Raw genomic sequence first — 20,857 nt, 5'->3', positions numbered from 1 at the left:
GAAAGAAAAGAACCCCTCCGATGATCACCTCGTTCGTCCTCCGACCGGTTGCTCGCACAATCGCCGTCGCCCTGATTCTCGCCGACACCGTCCTGGCCACCCGGATCCCGGAGCTGCCCGACTGGGACGAGGCAGGCAACCCCGTCCGCCACTGACACCCCACTCGCCCCGAACGAACTCCTGCGGCCCGACGCATCGACACTTCCGTCGTTGCATCACCGGTGCAGGCCAGGGCGAGCGCCACGCGGCTGCGGACAGGCTCCGCGGCGGCGACGGTCAGGATGCCCGACCACTGCACCTCGGAGGGAATCCGGGGCAGCTTCGTCAACCGGGACACCACACGCCGCGTCAACCGAGTGTGAAGCGGCCCCGGCCAACGGGATTGGACTCGCGCAAACCAGCCGTCCCTTGCTGCACTCGTGTGTCGACACCTCACACGTCGGGGACGGTGGAACGCCGTCTCAACAATCGGTCAGATGTTCAGATTTGTCTACACACGACGAAAATTGTGGTTGGCGTACGCATATATCGGTACGCCAACCACGATTTCGGACGCACCTGGGTTCAATCCGAGATGACGGACGGCGGAGCAACCGCACGCAGCGGCACCGCCGCGGTCTATCGGCTCAGCCTCGCGCCATGTCCACGAAGCGTGACAGGTGCAGCTGGTGCGCAACCGTGATCGTGGCCGTCGGACCGTTACGGTGCTTGCCCACGATGAGGTCCGCCTCGCCACCGCGCGGGTCGTCGCGTTCGAACGCGTCGGGACGGTGCAGCAGGATGACCATGTCGGCGTCCTGCTCGAGGCTGTTGTGCACCGAGATGCCGTCGGCCACGAAATTATGGGTGCCCGGGACGGTTCCGTCGAACACGTCCTGCTCGCCGAGGCTCTCGATGGAGACGATCTCGTCCCAGAACACGTTGTTCGTCGCGACCATGTCGATGTCGGCGGTGTCCAGGACACCGGCGACCTGCGCCAGGCTCGATCGTGCACCCGATGCGGACCGGGATACCGCGGCGGCGACCAGTTCGGCGGGGGCGAGGTTCTCGACCGCGAGGAGCCGGGCGAGTTCGGCCTCGATCTCGGGGGTGACCGTATCGGCGCTGTGCCGCACCAGCTTCGGGCCGAGCTGCGCGAGCACCCACTGCGCTGCGGTGCCGTACTTGCCGACGTCGTGCAGGAAGACGGCCTCGTTCTCGCGGCCGGTGACGACCACGCCCCAGCCCGCAGCGGTCTCGACGATCCGCGCGAACACACCGATCCGTAGGAGCAGGCGGGCCAGGTCGTCCGCGAGCCGCCGACCGGCGGACGGGAAGCGGATCACCGCGCGCGCGGCCTCGGCATCCCACGCGACCTCGCCGCCGTCCTCCCAGACGTGGCAGACGAACGCCGCAACCTGAGCCTTCGGCAGCGAAAATGCCTGTGCGGGAACACAACCCTGCGCGACCGCACGACCCGCGAGATCGAACACCTCGTCGTCCGACAGTTCGACGACCTCGAGCGGAGCAGGCAGGGCGCGGGGAACCGCGACACGCTCGCCGGCCATCAGCTCGCCGAGCGGAATCCAGCCGTCGACGGTGAGGAACGGATGGTTCGCCGTGGCCTCGACCCGACGACCCGAATCGAGCGTCAGCCGGAACACTTCCTTGCGCCCGGACGGGAACACCTTCACCATCGGACGGGCGACCATGCGCATGCGCTCGTCGAGCGACCACACCTCCGGCTGTTCCCCGGACTCCAGCAACTCGCCGAGGGTGACCTCGCAGCCGTTGTCCGCCCGCAGCACCCGCGTGCTCGCGGGAAGGCAGCCCGACTCGCGGAGGTCCGAAACCTGCGGCTTCTTGTCGGTGCGCTGCTCGGGGCCACGGTTGAGCTGACACACCGCGACGACCGGAACCTCGAGTTCCTTCGCGAGAAGCTTGAGGCTACGCGAGAATTCGGAGACTTCCTGCTGACGCGACTCGACCTTCTTGCCGGACGACATCAGCTGCAGGTAGTCGATGACGATGAGACGGATGTCGTGCTTCTGCTTGAGCCGCCGCGCCTTTGCGCGGATCTCCATCATCGTCAGGTTGGGGGAGTCGTCGATGAACAGCGGGGCCTCGCTGATCTCGCTCATCCGTCGGGCCAGGCGCGTCCAGTCGTCGTCGGTCATACGGCCGGACCGCATGTCGCCGAGCTTGATCTTCGCCTCGGCGGAGAGCAGACGCATGACGATCTCCGTCTTGCCCATCTCCAGGGAGAAGATGACCGACGCCATGCCGTGCTTGATCGAGCACGACCGCATGAAGTCCATGCTGAGCGTCGAATTGTGGGTGGGGACCATCGACCGGCCCGCCAGGTACAGGTGCTCGCCGTCGACCTCGACGCACCTCACCGGCACCGACGCGACGGGCCGTACCGCGACGACGCGGCGTTCCTGCGCGACGGCGCGACGGTTCTCCTTGTGCTGCAGGGCTTTGCTGGGCAGCACGAACACGTCGTCGTCGGCGGTGAAGGACACCGAACCGGATTCGAGGGTGCGGGTGTAGCCGAGGCCGGCGAGCAGTTCGGCGATGTCCTCGAGCAAGCGCGGACAGTCGCTCTCGAAACGGACGGTGCCGTCGTCCTCGACGGTGGCCCCGGCATCGAGGACTCCGGCGAGCAGGTCGCGGCGCTGCCGTTCCGAGGCTCGCAGATAGGCCTCGGGGATGTGGGCGCCGAGCGTCATCAGCTCCTCGGCGAAGTCGCCGTCGCCTTCCATCCGCATGTGCAGGTCCGGGTCCTCGGAGGGCCCACCGAGCCACGCACCCAACGTGAACGGCGCGACCGGCAGGTCCGCGTCCGGCAACTGCAGCGCCGCACTGTTGGCGACGACGTGACCGTCCGCGACGGTCGCGGCCAGCTCGCCGGTGGTGCGGATCCCCGCGACCGTGCGCCACTGGTGCTGTTCGTCGGCGACGACGACGGTGCCGTCGGAGAATTCGATCTCGTAGCAGGGACGGCCGGTCATGACCGGCGTCGCGGCGACGACGCGTGTCGGCGCGCCGTGGGCGTCGAGCAACAGATCGCCCACCGCGACCTCGCCCATCGTGGTCCACCCGGTGGGGGTGGGCAGGGGAGTGTCCAGCGCGAGCGCCTTACCGACACCGGGGCGCGCGGCGACGATGATCATCTGCCCGGCGTGCAGGCCATTGGTGAGTTCGTCGAGTTCGGCGAATCCGGTGGGGACACCGAGGGAGATGCCGCCGCGGCTGGCGATGGAGTCGATCTCGTCCATCGTCGGCTGCAGCAGTTCCTCGAGGGGAACGAAGTCCTCGGTGGTGCGTCGCTCGGCGACGTCGAAGATCTCGGCCTGGGCGCGGTCGACGACCTCGGCGACGTCCTGTCCTTCGGCGCCGGCGTAGCCGTACTGGACGATGCGGGTGCCCGCCTCGACGAGGCGGCGCAGCACTGCCTTCTCGGCGACGATCTCGGCGTAGTAGCCGGCGTTGGCGGCCGTGGGCACCGTCTGGGTCAGTGTCACCAGGTAGGCGGCGCCGCCGATGCGCTTGAGTTCGCCGCGGCGGTCGAGTTCGGCGGACACGGTCACCGGGTCGGCCGGTTCACCGCGGCTGTAGAGGTCGAGGATCGAGTCGTAGACGACCTGGTGGGCGGGCCGGTAGAAGTCGCCGGGCCGCAGCACCTCGAGGACGTCTGCGATGGCGTCCTTGCTGAGCAACATGCCGCCGAGCACCGACTGCTCCGCGACCATGTCCTGGGGAGGCTGCCGACCGAAGTCGCCGCCCGGTTCTTCCGGGGGTTCGTTGTAGTCGGAATGGCCTCGATCGTCCACAACAGCCACGCGATGCCATCCTTCCCCATCCGCGTTCCACGTTCGGTAGGGCGTGGTCGACGCGTATGTCCGTACACACGTTCTACTCGCCCCCACCGACATTCAGCGTGCAGGCTCGCTCGACGTTAGGGACTCCGACGCGCCGATCCAAATCGGGTTGTGCACATATCTGTGGATGAAATGTGGAAAGGGGAGGACACGCTTGTGCACCTCCTGTGGAAAAACTGGGGACAACACATCTCACACTTGGGATACGACCAGGTCATCGGCCCAAAATCGCTTTTCACAACTGTGTACAACGACGATTTCGGCGTGTCGCACACCGGGCGTGTTCGCTGCTTCGTTCCCGAAACGATATGCCGTAGGTCACATCGGAGCATGTCTATCCACAGGGTTGTGGATAGACGACGAAGAGCCCCACGCACTTGGTGCGTGGGGCTCTTCGGGAGCCGGAATCAGGCGCCGACGACGTTCAGGGTGAACTTCGCGGTGACGTCCGGGTGCAGCTTCACGACGACGGCGTGCTTGCCGGTCGCCTTGATGTGAGCCTTGGGCAGCTCGATGATGCGCTTGTCGACGACCGGGCCACCGGCAGCCTTGATGGCACCGGCAACGTCGGCGGCGGTGACCGAGCCGAACAGCTTGCCCGAGTCGCCGGCGGTCTTGACGCTCAGCGAGACGCTCTCGAGACCCTCGATGGTCTCCTTGAGCTCCTTGGCGTGATCCAGGCCGCGCACGGCGCGCGCTTCCTGGGCACGGCGGATGCCCTCGACCTGCTTCTGGGCACCACGGGTGGCGACGATCGCCAGGCCGCGGGGCAGCAGGTAGTTGCGGCCGTAGCCGTCCTTGACCTCGACGGTGTCGCCAGGCGCACCGAGGTTGTCCACGTCAGCAGTCAGAATGAGCTTCATCGGTTCCTCCCTTTCCTCAGCGAGCCGTCGAAACGTAAGGAAGCAGGGCGACCTCACGAGAGTTCTTCACAGCAACAGCGATGTCGCGCTGGTGCTGCACGCAGTTGCCGGTGACGCGGCGAGCGCGGATCTTGCCGCGGTCGCTGACGTACTTACGCAGCAGCGTCGTGTCCTTGTAGTCGATCTGCACGTTCTTTTCCTTGCAGAAGGTGCAGACCTTCTTCTTCAAAACCTTGTCGCGCGCAGGCGCCTTAGGCATGGTCTTTCTCCGTATTTCTGGATGTTCCGATCGAGGTCGGATCAGAACGGGGGCTCGTCGTCCCCGGGACCACCGAACGAGCCGGCCTGCGGAGCGCTGCCCCACGGGTCGTCGCCACCGGTGCTCGCGCCGGCGCTTGCGCGCCCGCCGCCCGATCCTGCGGAGGAACCACCGAAGCCACCGCCGCCGCCACCACGGCCGGCCTTGGTGACCTTGGCCGTCGCGTAGCGGAGCGAGGGGCCGATCTCGTCGACCTCGAGCTCCACGACAGTGCGCTTCTCGCCTTCACGCGTCTCGTAGCTGCGCTGCTTGAGCCGGCCCTGCACGATCACGCGCGAGCCACGGGTCAAGCTCTCGGCCACGTTCTCCGCTGCCTCACGCCAGATGTTGCAGCGCAGGAACAGAGCCTCGCCGTCCTTCCATTCGTTGGACTGACGGTCGAACACGCGGGGCGTGGACGCGACGGTGAAGTTCGCGACCGCGGCACCCGCCGGGGTGAAACGCAGTTCGGGATCGGCGGTCAGATTGCCGACCACGGTGATGACGGTGTCGCCTGCCATGTGGTTCCTCCTGCTGTGTGTGGAGTCCTGATGCGCCCGAGCCTACGGTCAGGCGCCGACAGGCTCACTTGTCGTTGCGCAGAACCTTGGTGCGGAGCACCGACTCGTTCAGGCCGAGCTGGCGATCCAGCTCCGCAACGGCAGCAGGCGTCGCGCTGATGTCGATCACCGCGTAGATGCCTTCGCTGTTCTTGGCGATCTCGTATGCGAGACGACGCTTACCCCACACGTCGACCTTGTCGACCTTGCCGCCTTCCTGGCGGATCACGTTGAGGAACGTCTCCAGCGAGGGAGCGACAGTGCGCTCATCCAGGCTGGGGTCCAGGATGATCATCAATTCGTAATGACGCATAAGACCTCATCACCTCCCATGGACTGTGAACGGTCACGGACGATCCGTGACAGGAGGGTCGTTGCGTCAGCAACCCAAGAAGGGTACATGACCACGCCTTGACCAGCGAAATTCACCTAGGGTGAGGAACATGCGCACGAGCACCCGGATCCCCGCGCTCGTCGCCGTCCTGCTGTGCGCGGTCACGCTCGTCCTCGGCTACCTCAACAAGGCACGTTGCGCCGGACCGCGTTTCGACGAGCTCGGCCGCACTCTGCGTTTCGAATCGGTCAAGGATGCCGACGTCTGCTACTCCGACATCCAGCAACTGTGGATCGGACGGGACATCAACCTGCACCGCTTCCCGTTCCTCGACGGCGCCATCACCGCCACCGGCCACCTCGTCGGCGGCACCGTCGAATATCCGGTGCTCAGCGGTGTGCTGATGTGGCTCGGGGCCGTCCCCGCCCACACCGATGCGGAATTCCTGTTCTGGTCGGCGCTGCTGCTGGCACCGTTCGGTCTGCTCACCGCGTGGATGCTGGGCCGGCTCGCCGGCTGGGCCGCGCTGCTCTGGTCGGCGACGCCCCCGCTCGTGCTGTACGCGTTCCACAACTGGGACCTGCCCGTCGTCGCGACGACGGTGGGCGCGATCGCGATCGTCGCCACCCGACGCTGGTCGCTGCGTACCCGCGGGGTGCTCGCCGCGGTGCTGCTCGGCATCGGCTGCTGCCTGAAGCTCTATCCCGGGATCTTCCTGCTGACACTCGTCGCCTATGTCCTGACCCGCGGTGACCGCACGGATCGGGACCCGGCCGACCGCGCCGGAGCGGCTGCTCGCTTCGACGTGCGCGGCGCCGTAGCGGTGGCAGCCGCGGGTGGCGCGACCGTCGTCGCCGTCAACCTGCCGTTCGCGTTGCTCGGCTACCCGGGCTGGCGCGCGTCCTTCGAGTTCCAGAGCAACCGCGCGGCCGATTCGACGAGCAACTCGATCTGGTTCTGGGGACTGCGCCCGCTGCTGGGCGGCTACGAGGGCACCGAGGTCACCCCCGCCTACAACGATCTCGTCTCCGTCCTGTCGCCGTTGCTGATCTGCGTGTCCTTCGCGGTGGCCCTGGCGATCGGCTGGCGTCGCTACCGGCGCGAGGGCACGTACCCGTGGATCGCGATCGGTGCGGCGATGCTGTGCGGGTTCCTGCTGCTGCACAAGGTGCATTCCCCGCAGTACACGCTGTGGTTGCTGCCCCTGCTGGTGCTCGTGCGCGTCCGGTGGTCGCTCGTCGCCGCGTACCTGATCGCCGACGTCGCGATCGGCGTCGGCGTCTTCCTCTGGTTCGCCGCCACCGCCGGTCAGCGCGACATGACCACGGCGATGCTGCTCACCCAGGTGGGCGTGTGGGGACGCGCGATCCTGCTGGTCGTACTCTTCGTCGTGTTCGCGCGCGCACCCCTGCGGATGCGTGCCCCCGCCCCGGCTCCCGAAAGGACCAGGCCGATGACGACCGCTGGACGTGCCCGATGAGCGAATCCTGGTACCGGCAACCCACTCTGGAAGGCACCCTCGTCCGCCTCGAGCCGCTCACCATGGAGCATGCTCCGGGACTGCTGGCTGCCGTCGACGACGCCGAGGCGATCTTCCGGTGGACATCGGTGATCATCGAGGAACTCGCCGACGCCGAAGCATTCGTGCGCGCCGCGCTCGACGACTCCGATCGCCTGCCGTACGCGATCGTCGACATCCGCACGAATTCGGTCGTGGGCACCACCTCCTACTACGGGATCGACCCCGCCCACCGGAAACTCGTCATCGGCTACACGTGGCTGTCGCGCGCCGCCCAGGGCACCGGCGTCAATGCGGAATCGAAACTGCTGTTGCTCCGCCGCGCCTTCGAGGAGCTCGGCGCGGTGCGCGTCGAGTGGCACACCGACGAACGCAACGCGCACTCGCGCGGGGCCATCGCCAAACTCGGTGCCGAATTCGAGGGACTGCTGCGCAAGCACCGTCGCCGGCGCGACGGCAGCTGGCGGACCACCGCGCTGTTCTCCATGACGGACGACGACTGGCCGCTCGCCCGCGCTCGCCTCGAGGCGCGGGTCGCCGACAGTTCCGCGCAACCCTGAACACCGGGCGAGGACCACGACCGTGCACGCCGCACTGAGCAGGCTCGCCGCCCCCGCCGGGGTGGCGGCCCTGTCCGCGTGCGTGTGCGCCGCCGTGGTGTGGGCCGACCCCACCACGCCGGGCGGACCGATCCCGCCGTGCCCCACCCGCGCGCTGTTCGGGCTCTGGTGCCCCGGCTGCGGTTCGTCCCGCATGTTGTATTCGCTTCTGCATCTGGATGTTCCGTCGGCGCTGCGGTACAACGCCGTCGGTGTGCTCGCGGTGGTGGTTCTGCTGTGGTCGTTCGCGGTGTGGACCGTGGGACGGGCCCGCGACCGCCGCTACGTCCAGTGGTACCAGTGGCGACGGTCCCCACAGATCGTGCTGGTGATCGTCTTGTGCTGGTTCGTGATTCGCAACATCCCCGCGGAACCGTTCTCGTCCCTCCGGATTTGATCACCGGCCGGCGCAGGGATTCCGGTAGGGGATACCAGGAAGGAACCGTTCCCACTCCTCCTCTGTGATCGCGGATCCGGCGTTCTCACACACCCGGTCCGTCGCGGCCTCGGTGTCGGGGGTCCACAGTCGCACCAGCCGGTCCGGTCCCCCCCGGCGAGGATCTCACCGTCGTGCGCCCACGTGGCATCGTTGACCCGTGTCCCGGACGCGGACAGTACGGCGTAGGCCGCAGGGTGTTCCGCATCCTGCACATCCCAGAGCCATGCCGCGCCACCGCCGACCCCGGCGGCGAGCCGATCGCCGGACGGTGAGAACTGCAGCGAATACACCGCATCCGCCGGCCCCGTGATCCGAGCCCGATCGCGCGGCGCAGTGCGATCGGTGACGTCCCACAACCGGATGCTGCGATCGGCGCTGCCCGCGGCGAGCGTCGCACCGTCGGGCGTGAATGCGACCGCCTGCGCCTGACTGTCGAATCCACCGACGGTCGACAGCAGGGTCGGTTCCGACGACCCGGCGGTCGCCCACAGTTCGACCTCGCCGTCCGCGGTCGGCACCGCCAGGGTGCAGTCCGGGGCGAACGCCATCATCTGCGGATAGTTTCCGGCCGTGAAGGTGCCGATCGTCCGTGGCGCGTTCCGGTCCGTCACGTCCACCACCGCGACCGTCGCATCGTCCTGCGCGGACACCGCCATCCGGTGCCCCTCGTGATCGAAGGTGACCACGCCGACCATTCCCGCCACCACGGGCGGCGGCGAGGATGGATTCCGGCGCGCTCGCGCCGTTCCCCTTTCCCGGCGTTCTCGCGCCGCACCCCGTTTCGGCTTCCTCCGGAAGGAGCTCCATGACTGCGCCCCAACCCGTGACCCGGATCCGTTCATCCCTGGTACGTCGACCGCTGCTGAGCGCCCGCGAGGTGGAGGTGTTGCTGACCTGGCTGTCGTCGGATTCGAAATCTCGCGCGGCGCAGGAGTTGTTCGTCTCGGAATCGACGCTCGACACCCACATCACGCGGATCCGTTCGAAGTACGCGTCGGTGGGACGCAGCGCCCCCACCAAGGCCGCGTTGTTCGCGCGGGCCCTGCAGGACGGTCTGACGACGCTCGACGAGTGGTAGCCGACTACAACTCGTCGAGGGTGACGAGGCCGTCCTGCAGGGCCCGAGCGGTGAGCGCGGCCTTGGTACCGGCATTCCGGCCCACCGCGGCGTATTTCTCCCGTATCCGGGCCAGATGCGTGTTGACGGTGGCGACGGAGATGAACAGCTCGGCGGCGACTTCGGTCTTCGAATCGGATCGGAGCCAGCCGCGGAGAACCTCGACTTCACGAGGGGACAGCGACGGGCGGGTCGGTTCGGGGTTTACGGCAGCAACCGACCACGAAACATCAGCTGACACGGGATCCTCCTCGATCGGCCCACCGCCGCAGGTCCCCCGACCTTCCGAAAAGTGATGCTCGGGATAATAACGGTTACGGACCGACGAGGCCGTCCGACGACTGCAAGGGAATCGTCACAGAGCGCAAACGTAACGTCGCGCCGACGTCATGCCACGCGCAGGGATTTCAACGCCGCGTGCTGTTCCAGCCGGACCCGGCCGGGGCTGATGCTCAACACCGCCGCGGTCTGTTCGGGATCCAGCCCGACGATCGTGCGCATGATCAGCACTTCCCGGCGCAACTGCACCGCCGTGTCCGTGGATACCGAATCGACGGCACGGGATGCGATCTCGTAGACGAGAGTGGCGAAGTTCCGATTCGCACCCGTGGGGGAGGAGAGTTCGGCGAGCACGGTCCGGCATGCGTCGAGAGCGATCCGGTCGGCTTCGGCGAAGGGGATACCACCGTCGTGGGCCCGGGCGCGGCAATAGCCCACCACCCGCGGGTGCAGCACACGCAACAAGGCCGGGATCGCGGACGAGTCGCCGCGGGCAACAGCCCACGCGAGTTCACACGGAACCGATCCGGTCGTCGCCTGCCCCGACGAGCCGCGGTGATTCGCAGCCACAGCGCCTCCTCACGTCCCCGTCGAGACTAGGTCGAGGCACCGACAGTCCGCGTCGTCCCATCGGATGACTTCGTGGGTGATTCGCGGCCGTCCCGGGGGCGCAGCACCTTCGGCCACCAGCGCGGGAAGTCGTCCGGGGCCTGATCGACGACCCCACCGATCGGGTCGTCGACGAACCCGTAACGCACGAGATCCTCGGCAGGTCTCCGGATCTGCCGGATCACCGCGACGCACAGCGCCAGCACCGCCAGGTCCCGGATCAGGACGGTGACGGTGAACCACTGTTCGGGCAGTCCCTTCTCCGCAGGACCGAGGTAGTAGTACATGCGCGGCACCCACACGAGCGCATCGATCGTCATCCACGCGAGCAGCGCCCGGCGATGAGGCAGCGCGAGCACCGCGAGCGGCACCAGCCACAGCGAATACTGCGGACTCCACACCTTGTTGGTGAGCAGGAACGCCGCGACCACGAGAAAACACAACTGGGCCAGCCGGGGCCGGCGCGCGGCGGTCAGGGCGAGCCACGCGATCGCCGCGCACGCGGCCGCGAACAACAGCAGCGACACCAGGTTCGACGTCGCCGGATCCCACCCGGACCACGTGGTGAGGGAACGCACCACGTTGTAGATCGAATCGGGATCGACGCCGCGTTCGGTGTTGAGACGGAAGAACTCGGCCCATCCGCGCGGGAACAGCAGCATGATCGGCAGATTCACGACCAGCCACGCCGCCGCAGCCGCCGCCGCGGTCCGGCCGAAGGCACGCATCTTGCCCGCGCGCAGACACAGCAGGAACAGCGGGCCCAGCAGCAGCAGCGGATACAGCTTCGTGGCGCCGCCGAGTCCGAGGAGAACGCCGGCCAGGACCGGCCGGCGGCGTGCCCAGGCGAGCAGTCCACCGGCGGCGCACGCGGTGGCGAGTGCGTCGAAGTTGGTGAACGCGTGCACGATCACCAGCGGGGATGCCGCGACGAGCGCGGCATCCCAGATCCGGCGGCCGGCGGACAGCGCGGTCGCCCACACCGTCACGAGCCACGCCATGGCCGAGCCGAGCGCGACGACGTTGAAGTAGATCGCCACCTGCAGGCCGCCGGGCAGCCACGACGCGGAATCCCACGCCTTCGCGATCCGCATCGACACGTACTGGTACAGCCCGGCGACCACCGGGTATTCCATGTAGCGGACCTGCGTGCCGCCGTCCGGTGCGGGTTCCTCCCAGGACGTCGCGTACGGGAACGCGCCCTCGTTGAGGCGTTCGGCGCCGTACAGCGGCACGACATCCGAGTAGCACATCGCGACGTACTGGCGGTTGCCACGCCAGTCGAGTCCCAGTTCACCGTTCGGTCCGATCGGCGCCTGCTGGATGCAGGCGGCCTTGGTGAACCAGCCGAAGGACAGGAACACCACGGCCAGAAGCAGCAGCACCCGCAGCGGAGTGAAGAAGCGGGTGCGGCCGAGCAGCGCGTACCGGCCGACCGGCCCACCGATCGCGGTGGACAGGCGCGACACCATCGGATCGTTCCATCCGGGAGTGTCGCGCCAGTCCGCCGAGCGGAGGTCGGGTGCGAGCGGTGCCGGCGACACGACCCTCGTCTTCGCGCCCGCGGGCCTGCCGGTCGCCTCCTTGTCGCTCACGGAGGCGAGGTTACCTGCCTGGTACTGCTCCGCCGGGTTGCTGCCGGCCGGCCTGTCCGCCCGGTGCCGGAACCGCTTCCTCCACGGACGGTTCCGTTCCCTGCTCGTCGCCCGAATCCTCCTCGGTTCCGAAACCTGGTGAGTCCTCTTCCGGGGTCGTCTCCGTCTCCCGGCCGGGCCGCTGCGGAGTGGTGGTCGGCTGTTGCGCCACCCCCGGCAGCTGAATGGTCACGCCCGGCAGGATCTCGACGTCCCGCGTCGTGATCTCGGGGATCTCCGGCAACGACGGAATCGTGCGGCTCGTCTCCGGGGCCTTGGTGGTCGTCGGCACGGCCGTGACCTCGGCCGTGAAGGCGGGCACACCGGACACGCCGGCGATGGCGCCCGGGGTCGGGAACTTCTCGACGTCCGTGCCCTCGAGAGCGCCGTCCATCGTCGCCTTCCAGATGTCGGAGGGCAGACCGGAACCGTAGATCATGCCGCCCCAGCTGTTCTCGAGCGGCAGGCCCTGTTCGGTGCCGACCCACACCGCCGTCGACAGCGACGGGGTGTACCCGACCATCCAGGCGTCCTTGTTGGAACCGGTGTCGCCGAGCTGCGCGGTGCCCGTCTTCGCCGCCGACGGACGTCCGCCCGCGAGAGCGTGCCCGTTGGAGTACGCGGCGATCGGCTGCATGGCGGCGGTGGTGTTGTCGGCGACCGCGTCGTCTACGACCTTCTCACCGGTGGGTGAGCCGCGGTCGAGCAGCACGCTGCCGTCGGCGGTGACCACCTTCTGCACGAAGTACGGCTCGTGGTAGGTGCCGGACGCGGCGAGGGTCGCGTACGCGGAGGCCATGTCGATGACGCGGGACTGGTACTGGCCGAGGACGATGCCGTAGTTCGGGCCGGCGCCGTCCGGTTCCGTGAGGGTTTCCCCGACACCGGGGATCTCCTTGGGGATGCCGAGCTTGTGCGCCATGTCCGCGATGGCCTGCGGGCCGTTGTCCATCGACAGCATCATCCGGTAGAAGCTGGTGTTCAGCGACCGCTTCAACGCCTCGGCGATGGTGCACTGGCCGCACTGCTCACCCTCGACGTTGCCGATCTTGATGCCGTTCACGGTGAGCGGGCCGCTGTCGTAGGTCGTCGACAGGGGCTTGCCCTGCTCCAGGTTCGCGGCCAGGCCGAACACCTTGAACGACGAACCGGTCTGCAGGCCGGACTGTGCGAAGTCGAACCCGATGCCGCTATCGCCGCCGTAGTACGCGCGGACGGCACCGGTGTGCGGGTCGACGGACACGACGGCGGTGCGCAGTTCCTCCGGTTCGCCCTCCATCGTCGAGCGGACCGCGTCCAGGGCCGCTTCCTGTGCCTGCGGGTCGATGGTCGTGGTGATCTCGAGGCCCTCGGTGTTGAGGAGCTTCTCGTCGATGCCTTCCGCGGACAGCTCCTGCAGCACCTGGTTCTTCAGGAGTCCTTCGGGACCCGAGGATTCGTCTCCGTTGTCCAGTTCGGCGAGCGGCACGTACGCGGGGTACTTCATGCCGGCGCGATCCTGGGCGTTGAGGGTTCCGGCCGTCACCATGCCGTCGAGCACGTAGTTCCAGCGAGCCTCGGCGCCCTCCGGGTTCTGCTCCGGGTCCAGCAGCGACGGCAGCTGGATCGACGACGCCAGCACCGCACCTTCCTCGACGGTCAGCGCGCCGACCGGCTTGCCGAAGTAGGCGTTGGACGCCGCGGCGATGCCGTACGCACCGCGACCGAAGTAGATGGTGTTCAGATAGGCGGCGAGGATGTCATCCTTCGACCACTGGTTGGCCATCTTCGACGACAGCACCAGTTCCTTCATCTTTCGGGTGAGCGTGCGCTCCGACCCGACGAGGGCGGTCTTGACGTACTGCTGGGTGATGGTCGAGCCACCACCCGCGCTCTCACGGCCCAGGATGTTGTCGCGAGCCGCGCGCGCGAAGCCGGTGACCGAGAAGCCCGGGTTGGTGTAGAAGTCGCGGTCCTCGGCGGCGAGCACGGCGTTGCGGACGTGCTCGGGGATCTCGTCGAGCCGGACCTCGGTGCGGTTTCCTTCGGGCGGGATCACCTTCGTGATGACCGTCGAGCCGTCGGACGCGTAGATCGTGGCGACCTGATTGGTTTTGAGGTCACCGGGCCGGGGCACGTCCTGGACGACGTAGGCGACCATGAACGTGAGAATCGGAACGATCAGGCCGAGCGCGACCGCCACGTAACCGATGCGCCGGATGGTGCGCCACCGGGACGACTTGCCGCCCTTGCCGCCGCCGTCGCCGCCGCCGCGGGCGGTCGGGGGCGGAGTCGGCGGACGTCCACCCGGCGGGGTACCTGCGGGGCGTGACGGAGGCTGCCGGTTGGCGGCCACGGCCTGCCGGGCCTGATCCTGCGGGATCCGTACGGTCGGGTCGGCCTGAGGCCGGCCGCCGGCCGGCTGCTGGGGACCCGTCTGTGCACGGTTCGGCGGCGCGGCGGCGAACTGCTGGGGACGCTGCTGCGGCATCGGTCCGCTGCGCGGGTTCTGTTGGGGCATAGGTCCGCTGCGGGGGTTCTGCTGGGGAACCGGTCCGCTGCGCGGATTCTGCTGCGGAATCGGCCCGCTCCGCGGAGACTGCTGGGGACGCTGAGGCCCCTGCGGATATTGGGGGCCCTGCGGTTGCTGCGGGCCCTGCTGCTGTGGTTGCTGCGGATTCCGGGGCATCGGGTTCCGCATCGGCGGCGGTCCCGGCGGGCCCCCGGCGCGCGGGCCGGGCTGTCCCTGCTGACCCGGCCGGCCCTGCTGCCCCGGATAGGGCTGCGGCGGCAGCGGCCGGTCCTGGGCGGATCCCCCGACCGGTCCCGGTCCCGGGACCCGCTGCTGGCGCGGATCGGCAGGGCCGGTCCGGCGCGGCGGGGTGGGCCGATCGACCTGTGGATCGTTGTCAGGGGAATTCACGTACTCATCTCCAACTGGTTGCGCGGACGCGGTACGACACGTCCTCGTTTCACGCCGGTGGGCACCCGACAACATCGTCGGGCCTCAACGGACAGCGTTACGTTCAGGCAGCGTTCGATCACGGGACCGGGCGTCCTCGTTCACTCGCTCGCGGTGCGACGGCTCTGCCCCGTCGACCGGCGTCGCGGCCGCGGCGGCGCAGGCTCGGCGCCGACGACATAGGACTGGACCAAATGGTTCCAACTGCAGGTGCGGCACACCTCGACCACGTGGACCGAGAACGCCTCCTGGCTGGCTGCCAGGCGGTCGAGTTCCTCGGCGGTGCGGGCGGACCCGGACACCTGGCCCAGTTTCTCGCCGAACACCCACGAAACGAGTGTGAGCTGCTCTTTCCTGCAGATCGGGCAGACGACTTCGCTGCCCTTCCCGTGGAACTTCGCGGCACGCAGCAGATAGGGACTGGCGTCGCAGACCTCCGCGACGCCCCGTCGTCCCGAGTAGACCTCGGCGAGCAGCGACCGTCGCTGCAACGCGTAGTCCACCACCTGCCGCTGTGTTCGCACGCGTTCCAGAGTACGTGCGGGTGCTGTCGAAGTGGTCGGGGTGTGTGCTGCGTGACGGTTTCCCCGCGATCGTTCGGGACGAATTACTCTGCACCGGTGTCCACCCGACAGACGCCGCAGACCCGGGCCCGCGACATCGATCGCGTGAACACGTGCGCCCGGCTGGACCAGGCCTACGCCGACGGTCAGCTCGACGCATCCGAGCACCGCGAGTTCGTGGCCCGGGCCCAGTCCGCGAAGACACTGCGTGAACTCGCCGACCTGGTCCGCGACCTGCAACCACCGGTGGAATCCGTCGAGGTCACCCCTCCTGCGGCCCGCTCGGGGCGTGGCCGGAAATCGGCCTGGGTCGTCGCGGCCGCAGCCGTCGCGGTCACCGTCGCCGTCGTGGTGTCGAACGGGAGCGATTCCCCCGAATCCGGATCGCCGGCGCCTGCGGGCGAGGCCGCGTCGGCCGATCCCCCAGGTCCGGCCGAATCGAGCACGGTTGCGGCCGTCGAGCCCGTGCGCCCGCTCCGGCCCGGCGGCTTCCAGCGCGTCGTCGACAGCTACCGCGCGGAGTTCGGCGACACCATCGCGTACGAGGTCATCCTGTATCCCGAACGGGCGGCGGCGGGTCGTGCACTGCCCGAGGCTCCCGACCGCATCGTGCCCTACACGTTCAAGGGTGGCTGGGAGCGGACGAACGTGCCGGCGTCGTCGCGTTTCCCCGGCTTTCGCGATTTCGATGCCGCCCTGGTCGATGCTGCGGCCCTGGACGACCTGATCGCCCGGGCCCCGGGATTGCTGGGCGCGCCGGAGGGCGTGGTGACCCACGTCATCATCCGGGACGACGGCACGCCCACGACCAACATCTACGTCGACTACCGCAACGACCTGGGAAACGGGTATCTGAAGGCCGGTTTCGACGGATCCGTCCTGCGCGAATACCGCTGACTCCGCGTCGGCGCGACCGCTCGATCCGCGCGGCGACCGCGGCGCCGGTCGGGTTCCCGCACGCCTCGAACAGGCCGGTCCCCCCGACACATGTGGCAAACCTATCGGCGCGGAGTATCGTCATATATATCGGTGCGATATAGTTCCGCGTCGTATCAAGTCGGTTTTGTCGGATCGGGAGAGTCGAGGAGGTAACCCCTGTGCTCGAACTGGCAATCCTCGGGCTGCTTCTCGAGTCCCCGATGCACGGTTACGAGCTACGCAAACGTCTGACCGGACTACTGGGCGCCTTCCGCGCCTTCTCCTACGGTTCCCTCTATCCGACGCTGCGCCGCATGCAGGCGGACGGCCTCATCGAGGAGGACTCCGGAGTTCCCGGCACCGTCAGGCGGGCCCGTCGCGTGTACCAATTGACGGACGCCGGTCGGGAACGTTTTTCCGAACTGGTCGCCGACACGGGACCGCAGAACTACACCGACGACGGATTCGGCGTGCACCTCGCCTTCTTCAGCCGCACTCCCGCCGAAGCGCGGATGCGGATTCTCGAGGGCAGGCGCCGCCAGGTCGAGGAGCGCAGAGAAGGGCTCCGCGACGCAATCGGACGGGCAAGCGGCACTCTCGACCGCTACACCCGTCAGCTCCACCAGCTCGGTCTCGAATCCAGCGAACGCGAAGTCCGCTGGCTCAACGAACTGATCGCCGCCGAGCAGTCGACAGCACCCAGCAAGAAAGAAGGAGAACCCGACCATGGGTGAGAACAACACCTCGGTGCGCGTGGCCATTGTGGGCGTGGGGAACTGTGCCTCGTCCCTGGTCCAGGGCGTGCAGTACTACAAGGACGCGGACGAGACCTCGACCGTTCCCGGCCTGATGCATGTGAAGTTCGGTTCCTACCACGTGCGCGACGTCAAGTTCGTCGCCGCGTTCGACGTGGATGCCAAGAAGGTCGGCTTCGACCTGTCCGAGGCGATCCTGGCCTCGGAGAACAACACCATCAAGATCGCCGACGTCCCGCCGCTCGACGTCCCCGTCCAGCGCGGCCCGACCCTCGACGGCATCGGCAAGTACTACGCGCAGACCATCGAGCTGTCCGACGCCGAGCCCGTCGACGTCGTCCAGGCTCTCAAGGACGCGCAGGTGGATGTTCTCGTCTCCTACCTCCCGGTGGGCTCCGAGGAAGCCGACAAGTTCTACGCCCAGTGCGCCATCGACGCCGGGGTCGCGTTCGTCAACGCGCTGCCCGTGTTCATCGCTTCCGACCCGGAGTGGGCCGAGAAGTTCAAGGCGGCCGGTGTTCCGATCGTCGGCGACGACATCAAGAGCCAGGTCGGCGCGACCATCACCCACCGAGTGATGGCCAAGCTGTTCGAGGACCGCGGTGTCGTGCTGGATCGCACCTACCAGCTGAACGTCGGCGGCAACATGGACTTCAAGAACATGCTCGAGCGTGAGCGTCTGGAGTCGAAGAAGGTTTCCAAGACCCAGGCCGTGACCTCGAACCTCAACGGCCCGCTGGCCGGCAAGGTCCACGACCGCAACGTCCACATCGGCCCCTCGGACTACGTGGAGTGGCTCGACGACCGCAAGTGGGCATACGTCCGCCTCGAGGGTCGCGCGTTCGGTGACGCCCCGCTGAACCTCGAGTACAAGCTCGAGGTCTGGGACTCGCCGAACTCCGCCGGCATCATCATCGACGCCATCCGCGCCGCGAAGATCGCCAAGGACCGCGGCCTCGGTGGCCCGATCCTCCCGGCCTCGGCGTACCTGATGAAGTCCCCGCCGGTCCAGATGGCCGACGACAAGGCTCGCGCCGAGCTCGAGGCCTTCATCATCGAGGCCTGAGTCTCGAATCTCACCCGACGGCGGTGGGTCGGTCCGGATCACTCCGGGCGACCCACCGCCGTCGGCGTGTTCCGGGCCGGGACGGAACGGGACGAACACTCTCTTCCACGAAAGCTCCAGTCGCGGTAGAACACTCGACTAGGCTCGGGCCACCGGCGGTCGGTGGACCCGGTATGCGCCGAAGGAGCGGTCATGGACACCTGGTGGACGGCACTGCAACTGCTCGCACCCGCGTTCTGGCTCGGGTCGGTGTTCGCGATCTCGTTCCTCGAGGCGCCGTTGAAGTTCCGCGCGCCCGGCGTCACGATCCCGATCGGCCTGGGCATCGGGCGCCTGGTGTTCCGGGCGCTCAGCATCACCGAAGTGGTGATCCTCGTGGTGCTGTGGATCGCGACCCTCGCCGCCACGGCGGCCCCGACCACGGCGATGTGGTGGCTGCTCGGCACGGCCACGGTGGTGTTGCCGGTGCAGGTGCTCGGGGTGCGGCCGGCGCTGACGAGACGGTCGGATCAGGTGCTGGCCGGCGCCGAGCTGCCCCGCTCGCGTGCCCACTACGTGTACGTCGCACTCGAGGTGGTCAAGGTGCTCGCACTGGTTGCGTTGATCGCCGTGAGCACCGACGCGTTGCTGTCGTAACGACGCCGGGCAGCGGCACCGTCGGATCAGAGGCGGGCAGAAGCGTATCCGTGCGCCTCGGCGACCTCGGCGGACAGCAGTTCCCCTCGGTGCGTCGAAAGACCTTCCGCGAGGCCGGGATCCGCCGCTACAGCTTCTTCCCAACCCTTGTCCGCGAGGGCTACGACATAGGGGAGCGTCGCGTTGGTCAGCGCGAAGGTGGAGGTGCGGGGGACCGCGCCCGGCATGTTGGCGACGCAGTAGAACACCGAGTCGTGCACCCGGTAGGTCGGCTCGGCATGCGTCGTGGGTTTCGAGTCCTCGAAGCAACCGCCCTGGTCGATGGCGATGTCGACGAGCACCGATCCCGGCTTCATCCGGGACACCAGGTGATCGGACACCAGCTTCGGAGCCTTCGCACCGGGCACGAGGACCGCGCCGATCACCAGATCCGCCTCGAGGACCGCCTGCTCGAGTTCCAGCGTGTTCGAGACGACGGTCTTGACCTGGCCGCCGTACAGGGCGTCGATCTCACGGAGGCGGGCGACGGACAGGTCGAGGACGGTGACGTCGGCGCGCATTCCGTGTGCGATCGCGATGGCGTTCTTGCCGGAGACACCGGCTCCGATGACGACGACCTTGGCCGGACGCACGCCCGGAACACCACCCATCAGGACGCCGCGGCCACCGCCCTGGCTCATGAGGTGGTACGCACCGGCCTGCGGGGCCAGGCGGCCCGCAACCTCGCTCATCGGCGCGAGCAGGGGCAGCGAACCCGCGGCCGTGACGGTTTCGTAGGCGATGGAGGTGGTTCCCGAGGCGAGGAGCGCGTCGGTGCACTCCTGGGAGGCGGCGAGGTGCAGATAGGTGAACAGCACCTGGTCCCGGCGCAGACGCGAGTACTCCTCGGCGATGGGCTCCTTGACCTTCAGCAGCAGGTCGGCACTCTCCCAGACCTGGTCGGCGTCGGAAAGGATTTGTGCTCCTGCAGCTTTGAAGTCCGCGTCGGCGAACGACGAGCCGACGCCGGCGCCGGTCTCGATGAGCACCTCGTGGCCGCGGTCGACCAGTTCGTGGACGCCGGCGGGGGTGATCGCCACCCGGTACTCGTGGTTCTTGATCTCGCGGGGGATACCTACTCGCATGTGAAGCTCCGATGATGGGGGGTCGCGTCGGCGGCGTTGCCGGACTGCGTGGGATTGTCGGACTGTGTGATGGAGAGCGTCGGGAAGGTAATCGCTCACCGAAAATGTTGAAGAAACTGCACAATCAGCACAAGAGATCCGAACATAATTCTCTAGAATCGGGATATGCCTGTCGACAATTCGAAGAACCCGGCCGTCGGGGACGCTCGATCGAACGATGTTCGGCCGGGCGTCACGATCGACGCCGTCGACCGGATCATCCTCGACGAGCTCTCACGGAATGCGCGAATACCCAACAACGCCCTGGCCGCTGCCGCCGGTATCGCCCCGTCGACCTGCCTGGGCCGTGTGCGGTCGCTCATCGAGCGGGGAGTGATCCGCGGTTTCCACGCCGAAATCGATCCCGCGGCCCTGGGACGGGACCTTCAGGCGATGATCGCGGTCCGTGTCCTGCCCGGCGCACGCCGACATCTCGGACAACTCGCCGAACAGCTCAACGATCTCGACGAAGTCCTCAACGTCTACTTCCTCGCCGGTGCCGACGACTATCTCATCCACGTCGCCACCTCGAACACGGACGCGCTGAGGCGCTTCGTCGAGCACCTCAGCGCAAACCCCGCCGTCGCCTCCACCGAGACCAGCCTGATCTTCGAGCACGTACGGCCGAGCCCGCGATCGGAGAATGCCCCGTCGCCCGACGCACCGGGGCGGTGACAGGATCGATCGGATCCCGTCACCGC

At 67.9% G+C, this 20,857-nt stretch carries 21 protein-coding genes; 9 read left to right on the top strand and 12 right to left on the bottom strand.

Translation table 11 applies throughout. The features are described from left to right. Window positions 1-626: 626 nt before the first annotated feature. From dnaB to rpsF, 5 genes are all read right to left on the bottom strand, one after another. Complete coding sequence (gene dnaB, locus M1M07_RS26360) at window positions 627-3,824, bottom strand: replicative DNA helicase (RefSeq protein WP_248676081.1); 3,198 nt, start codon at window positions 3,822-3,824, stop codon at window positions 627-629. Window positions 3,825-4,270: 446 nt separating this feature from the next. Further along, window positions 4,271-4,726 (bottom strand): 50S ribosomal protein L9, encoded by a 456-nt coding sequence (gene rplI, locus M1M07_RS26355; protein ID WP_197250690.1) that lies wholly within the window; start codon window positions 4,724-4,726, stop codon window positions 4,271-4,273. A 16-nt stretch (window positions 4,727-4,742) separates the two neighbouring features. After that, entirely contained in the window at window positions 4,743-4,985 is a 243-nt protein-coding gene (rpsR, locus tag M1M07_RS26350; protein WP_197250689.1) for a 30S ribosomal protein S18, read from the bottom strand. A gap of 41 nt (window positions 4,986-5,026) precedes the next feature. Continuing rightward, a complete protein-coding gene (locus tag M1M07_RS26345; RefSeq protein ID WP_248676080.1) occupies window positions 5,027-5,545 on the bottom strand; it encodes a single-stranded DNA-binding protein in 519 nt (172 codons plus the stop codon). 64 nt (window positions 5,546-5,609) lie between these two features. Beyond that, a complete protein-coding gene (gene rpsF, locus M1M07_RS26340) occupies window positions 5,610-5,897 on the bottom strand; it encodes a 30S ribosomal protein S6 (RefSeq protein ID WP_068161222.1) in 288 nt (95 codons plus the stop codon). A 130-nt stretch (window positions 5,898-6,027) separates the two neighbouring features. On the opposite strand from rpsF, the gene M1M07_RS26335 reads away from it, so the two are divergent. From M1M07_RS26335 to M1M07_RS26325, 3 genes are read left to right on the top strand one after another with little or no spacing between them, the layout of a single operon-like run. Further along, window positions 6,028-7,398 carry a glycosyltransferase 87 family protein gene (locus M1M07_RS26335; RefSeq protein WP_248676079.1) on the top strand — a complete coding sequence of 457 codons (1,371 nt, stop codon included), beginning with the start codon at window positions 6,028-6,030 and terminating at the stop codon, window positions 7,396-7,398. Beyond that, window positions 7,395-7,997, top strand: a complete 603-nt coding sequence (locus tag M1M07_RS26330; RefSeq protein WP_248676078.1) for a GNAT family N-acetyltransferase — start codon at window positions 7,395-7,397, stop codon at window positions 7,995-7,997. Before M1M07_RS26335 ends, M1M07_RS26330 begins: the two co-directional genes overlap by 4 nt. A 22-nt stretch (window positions 7,998-8,019) precedes the next feature. Then, the gene (locus M1M07_RS26325; RefSeq protein WP_197250686.1) at window positions 8,020-8,433 is read left to right on the top strand and encodes a DUF2752 domain-containing protein; all 414 of its coding nucleotides are present in this window, start codon (window positions 8,020-8,022) and stop codon (window positions 8,431-8,433) included. On the opposite strand, the gene M1M07_RS33240 is transcribed toward M1M07_RS26325, so the two are convergent. Then, window positions 8,319-9,023: a WD40 repeat domain-containing protein gene (locus M1M07_RS33240; protein ID WP_368862571.1), complete on the bottom strand. Its 705-nt coding sequence runs from the start codon at window positions 9,021-9,023 to the stop codon at window positions 8,319-8,321. The genes M1M07_RS26325 and M1M07_RS33240 overlap by 115 nt on opposite strands. 257 nt (window positions 9,024-9,280) lie before the next feature. On the opposite strand from M1M07_RS33240, the gene M1M07_RS26320 reads away from it, so the two are divergent. After that, window positions 9,281-9,553, top strand: a complete 273-nt coding sequence (locus tag M1M07_RS26320) for a helix-turn-helix transcriptional regulator (protein ID WP_307846013.1) — start codon at window positions 9,281-9,283, stop codon at window positions 9,551-9,553. A gap of 4 nt (window positions 9,554-9,557) precedes the next feature. On the opposite strand, the gene M1M07_RS26315 is transcribed toward M1M07_RS26320, so the two are convergent. The 5 genes from M1M07_RS26315 to M1M07_RS26295 all read right to left on the bottom strand — a co-directional run bounded on the left by M1M07_RS26315 (window position 9,558) and on the right by M1M07_RS26295 (window position 15,579). Further along, window positions 9,558-9,833, bottom strand: a complete 276-nt coding sequence (locus tag M1M07_RS26315; protein WP_307846012.1) for a helix-turn-helix transcriptional regulator — start codon at window positions 9,831-9,833, stop codon at window positions 9,558-9,560. A gap of 146 nt (window positions 9,834-9,979) precedes the next feature. Then, on the bottom strand, window positions 9,980-10,441 hold the full coding sequence (locus M1M07_RS26310) for an RNA polymerase subunit sigma-24 (RefSeq protein ID WP_197250683.1): 462 nt from the start codon (window positions 10,439-10,441) through the stop codon (window positions 9,980-9,982). Window positions 10,442-10,467: 26 nt separating this feature from the next. Beyond that, the gene (locus tag M1M07_RS26305) at window positions 10,468-12,075 is read right to left on the bottom strand and encodes a glycosyltransferase 87 family protein (RefSeq protein WP_248676077.1); all 1,608 of its coding nucleotides are present in this window, start codon (window positions 12,073-12,075) and stop codon (window positions 10,468-10,470) included. 10 nt (window positions 12,076-12,085) lie between these two features. After that, the gene (locus M1M07_RS26300; protein WP_231609956.1) at window positions 12,086-14,614 is read right to left on the bottom strand and encodes a transglycosylase domain-containing protein; all 2,529 of its coding nucleotides are present in this window, start codon (window positions 14,612-14,614) and stop codon (window positions 12,086-12,088) included. Between the two features lie 542 nt (window positions 14,615-15,156). After that, window positions 15,157-15,579, bottom strand: a complete 423-nt coding sequence (locus M1M07_RS26295; RefSeq protein WP_197250682.1) for a DUF5318 family protein — start codon at window positions 15,577-15,579, stop codon at window positions 15,157-15,159. Between the two features lie 96 nt (window positions 15,580-15,675). Between M1M07_RS26295 and M1M07_RS26290 the strand changes: the two genes are divergently transcribed. The 4 genes from M1M07_RS26290 to M1M07_RS26275 all read left to right on the top strand — a co-directional run bounded on the left by M1M07_RS26290 (window position 15,676) and on the right by M1M07_RS26275 (window position 18,993). After that, window positions 15,676-16,515, top strand: coding sequence for a DUF1707 domain-containing protein (locus M1M07_RS26290; RefSeq protein WP_248676076.1), 840 nt, complete (start codon window positions 15,676-15,678; stop codon window positions 16,513-16,515). 200 nt (window positions 16,516-16,715) lie between these two features. Then, window positions 16,716-17,270, top strand: coding sequence for a PadR family transcriptional regulator (locus M1M07_RS26285; RefSeq protein WP_197250680.1), 555 nt, complete (start codon window positions 16,716-16,718; stop codon window positions 17,268-17,270). Further along, window positions 17,263-18,357: an inositol-3-phosphate synthase gene (locus M1M07_RS26280; RefSeq protein WP_197250679.1), complete on the top strand. Its 1,095-nt coding sequence runs from the start codon at window positions 17,263-17,265 to the stop codon at window positions 18,355-18,357. The genes M1M07_RS26285 and M1M07_RS26280 overlap by 8 nt, the downstream gene beginning before the upstream one ends. Window positions 18,358-18,549: 192 nt before the next feature. Then, complete coding sequence (locus M1M07_RS26275; RefSeq protein WP_248676075.1) at window positions 18,550-18,993, top strand: hypothetical protein; 444 nt, start codon at window positions 18,550-18,552, stop codon at window positions 18,991-18,993. Between the two features lie 26 nt (window positions 18,994-19,019). On the opposite strand, the gene ald is transcribed toward M1M07_RS26275, so the two are convergent. Further along, window positions 19,020-20,117, bottom strand: coding sequence for an alanine dehydrogenase (ald, locus tag M1M07_RS26270; protein ID WP_248676074.1), 1,098 nt, complete (start codon window positions 20,115-20,117; stop codon window positions 19,020-19,022). Between the two features lie 165 nt (window positions 20,118-20,282). On the opposite strand from ald, the gene M1M07_RS26265 reads away from it, so the two are divergent. Continuing rightward, window positions 20,283-20,831 (top strand): Lrp/AsnC family transcriptional regulator, encoded by a 549-nt coding sequence (locus tag M1M07_RS26265; protein WP_197250676.1) that lies wholly within the window; start codon window positions 20,283-20,285, stop codon window positions 20,829-20,831. Window positions 20,832-20,857 lie beyond the last annotated feature (26 nt).

This window comes from Rhodococcus sp. HM1 (assembly GCF_023218075.1).
Lineage (GTDB): Bacteria > Actinomycetota > Actinomycetes > Mycobacteriales > Mycobacteriaceae > Rhodococcus.
This window is presented reverse-complemented; position numbering and strand designations above follow the sequence as displayed.

Bases quoted from the DNA above. Each gene is read 5' to 3' on its own strand.
- rplI (WP_197250690.1), bottom strand. From the start codon at position 4,726: ATGAAGCTCATTCTGACTGCTGACGTGGACAACCTCGGTGCGCCTGGC.
- rpsR (WP_197250689.1), bottom strand. From the start codon at position 4,985: ATGCCTAAGGCGCCTGCGCGCGACAAGGTTTTGAAGAAGAAGGTCTGC.
- M1M07_RS26345 (WP_248676080.1), bottom strand. From the start codon at position 5,545: ATGGCAGGCGACACCGTCATCACCGTGGTCGGCAATCTGACCGCCGAT.
- rpsF (WP_068161222.1), bottom strand. From the start codon at position 5,897: ATGCGTCATTACGAATTGATGATCATCCTGGACCCCAGCCTGGATGAG.
- M1M07_RS26335 (WP_248676079.1), top strand. From the start codon at position 6,028: ATGCGCACGAGCACCCGGATCCCCGCGCTCGTCGCCGTCCTGCTGTGC.
- M1M07_RS26330 (WP_248676078.1), top strand. From the start codon at position 7,395: ATGAGCGAATCCTGGTACCGGCAACCCACTCTGGAAGGCACCCTCGTC.
- M1M07_RS33240 (WP_368862571.1), bottom strand. From the start codon at position 9,023: ATGGCGTTCGCCCCGGACTGCACCCTGGCGGTGCCGACCGCGGACGGC.
- M1M07_RS26320 (WP_307846013.1), top strand. From the start codon at position 9,281: ATGACTGCGCCCCAACCCGTGACCCGGATCCGTTCATCCCTGGTACGT.
- M1M07_RS26300 (WP_231609956.1), bottom strand. From the start codon at position 14,614: ATGCCCCAACAGAACCCGCGCAGCGGACCGATGCCGCAGCAGCGTCCC.
- M1M07_RS26280 (WP_197250679.1), top strand. From the start codon at position 17,263: ATGGGTGAGAACAACACCTCGGTGCGCGTGGCCATTGTGGGCGTGGGG.
- M1M07_RS26275 (WP_248676075.1), top strand. From the start codon at position 18,550: ATGGACACCTGGTGGACGGCACTGCAACTGCTCGCACCCGCGTTCTGG.
- ald (WP_248676074.1), bottom strand. From the start codon at position 20,117: ATGCGAGTAGGTATCCCCCGCGAGATCAAGAACCACGAGTACCGGGTG.
- M1M07_RS26265 (WP_197250676.1), top strand. From the start codon at position 20,283: ATGCCTGTCGACAATTCGAAGAACCCGGCCGTCGGGGACGCTCGATCG.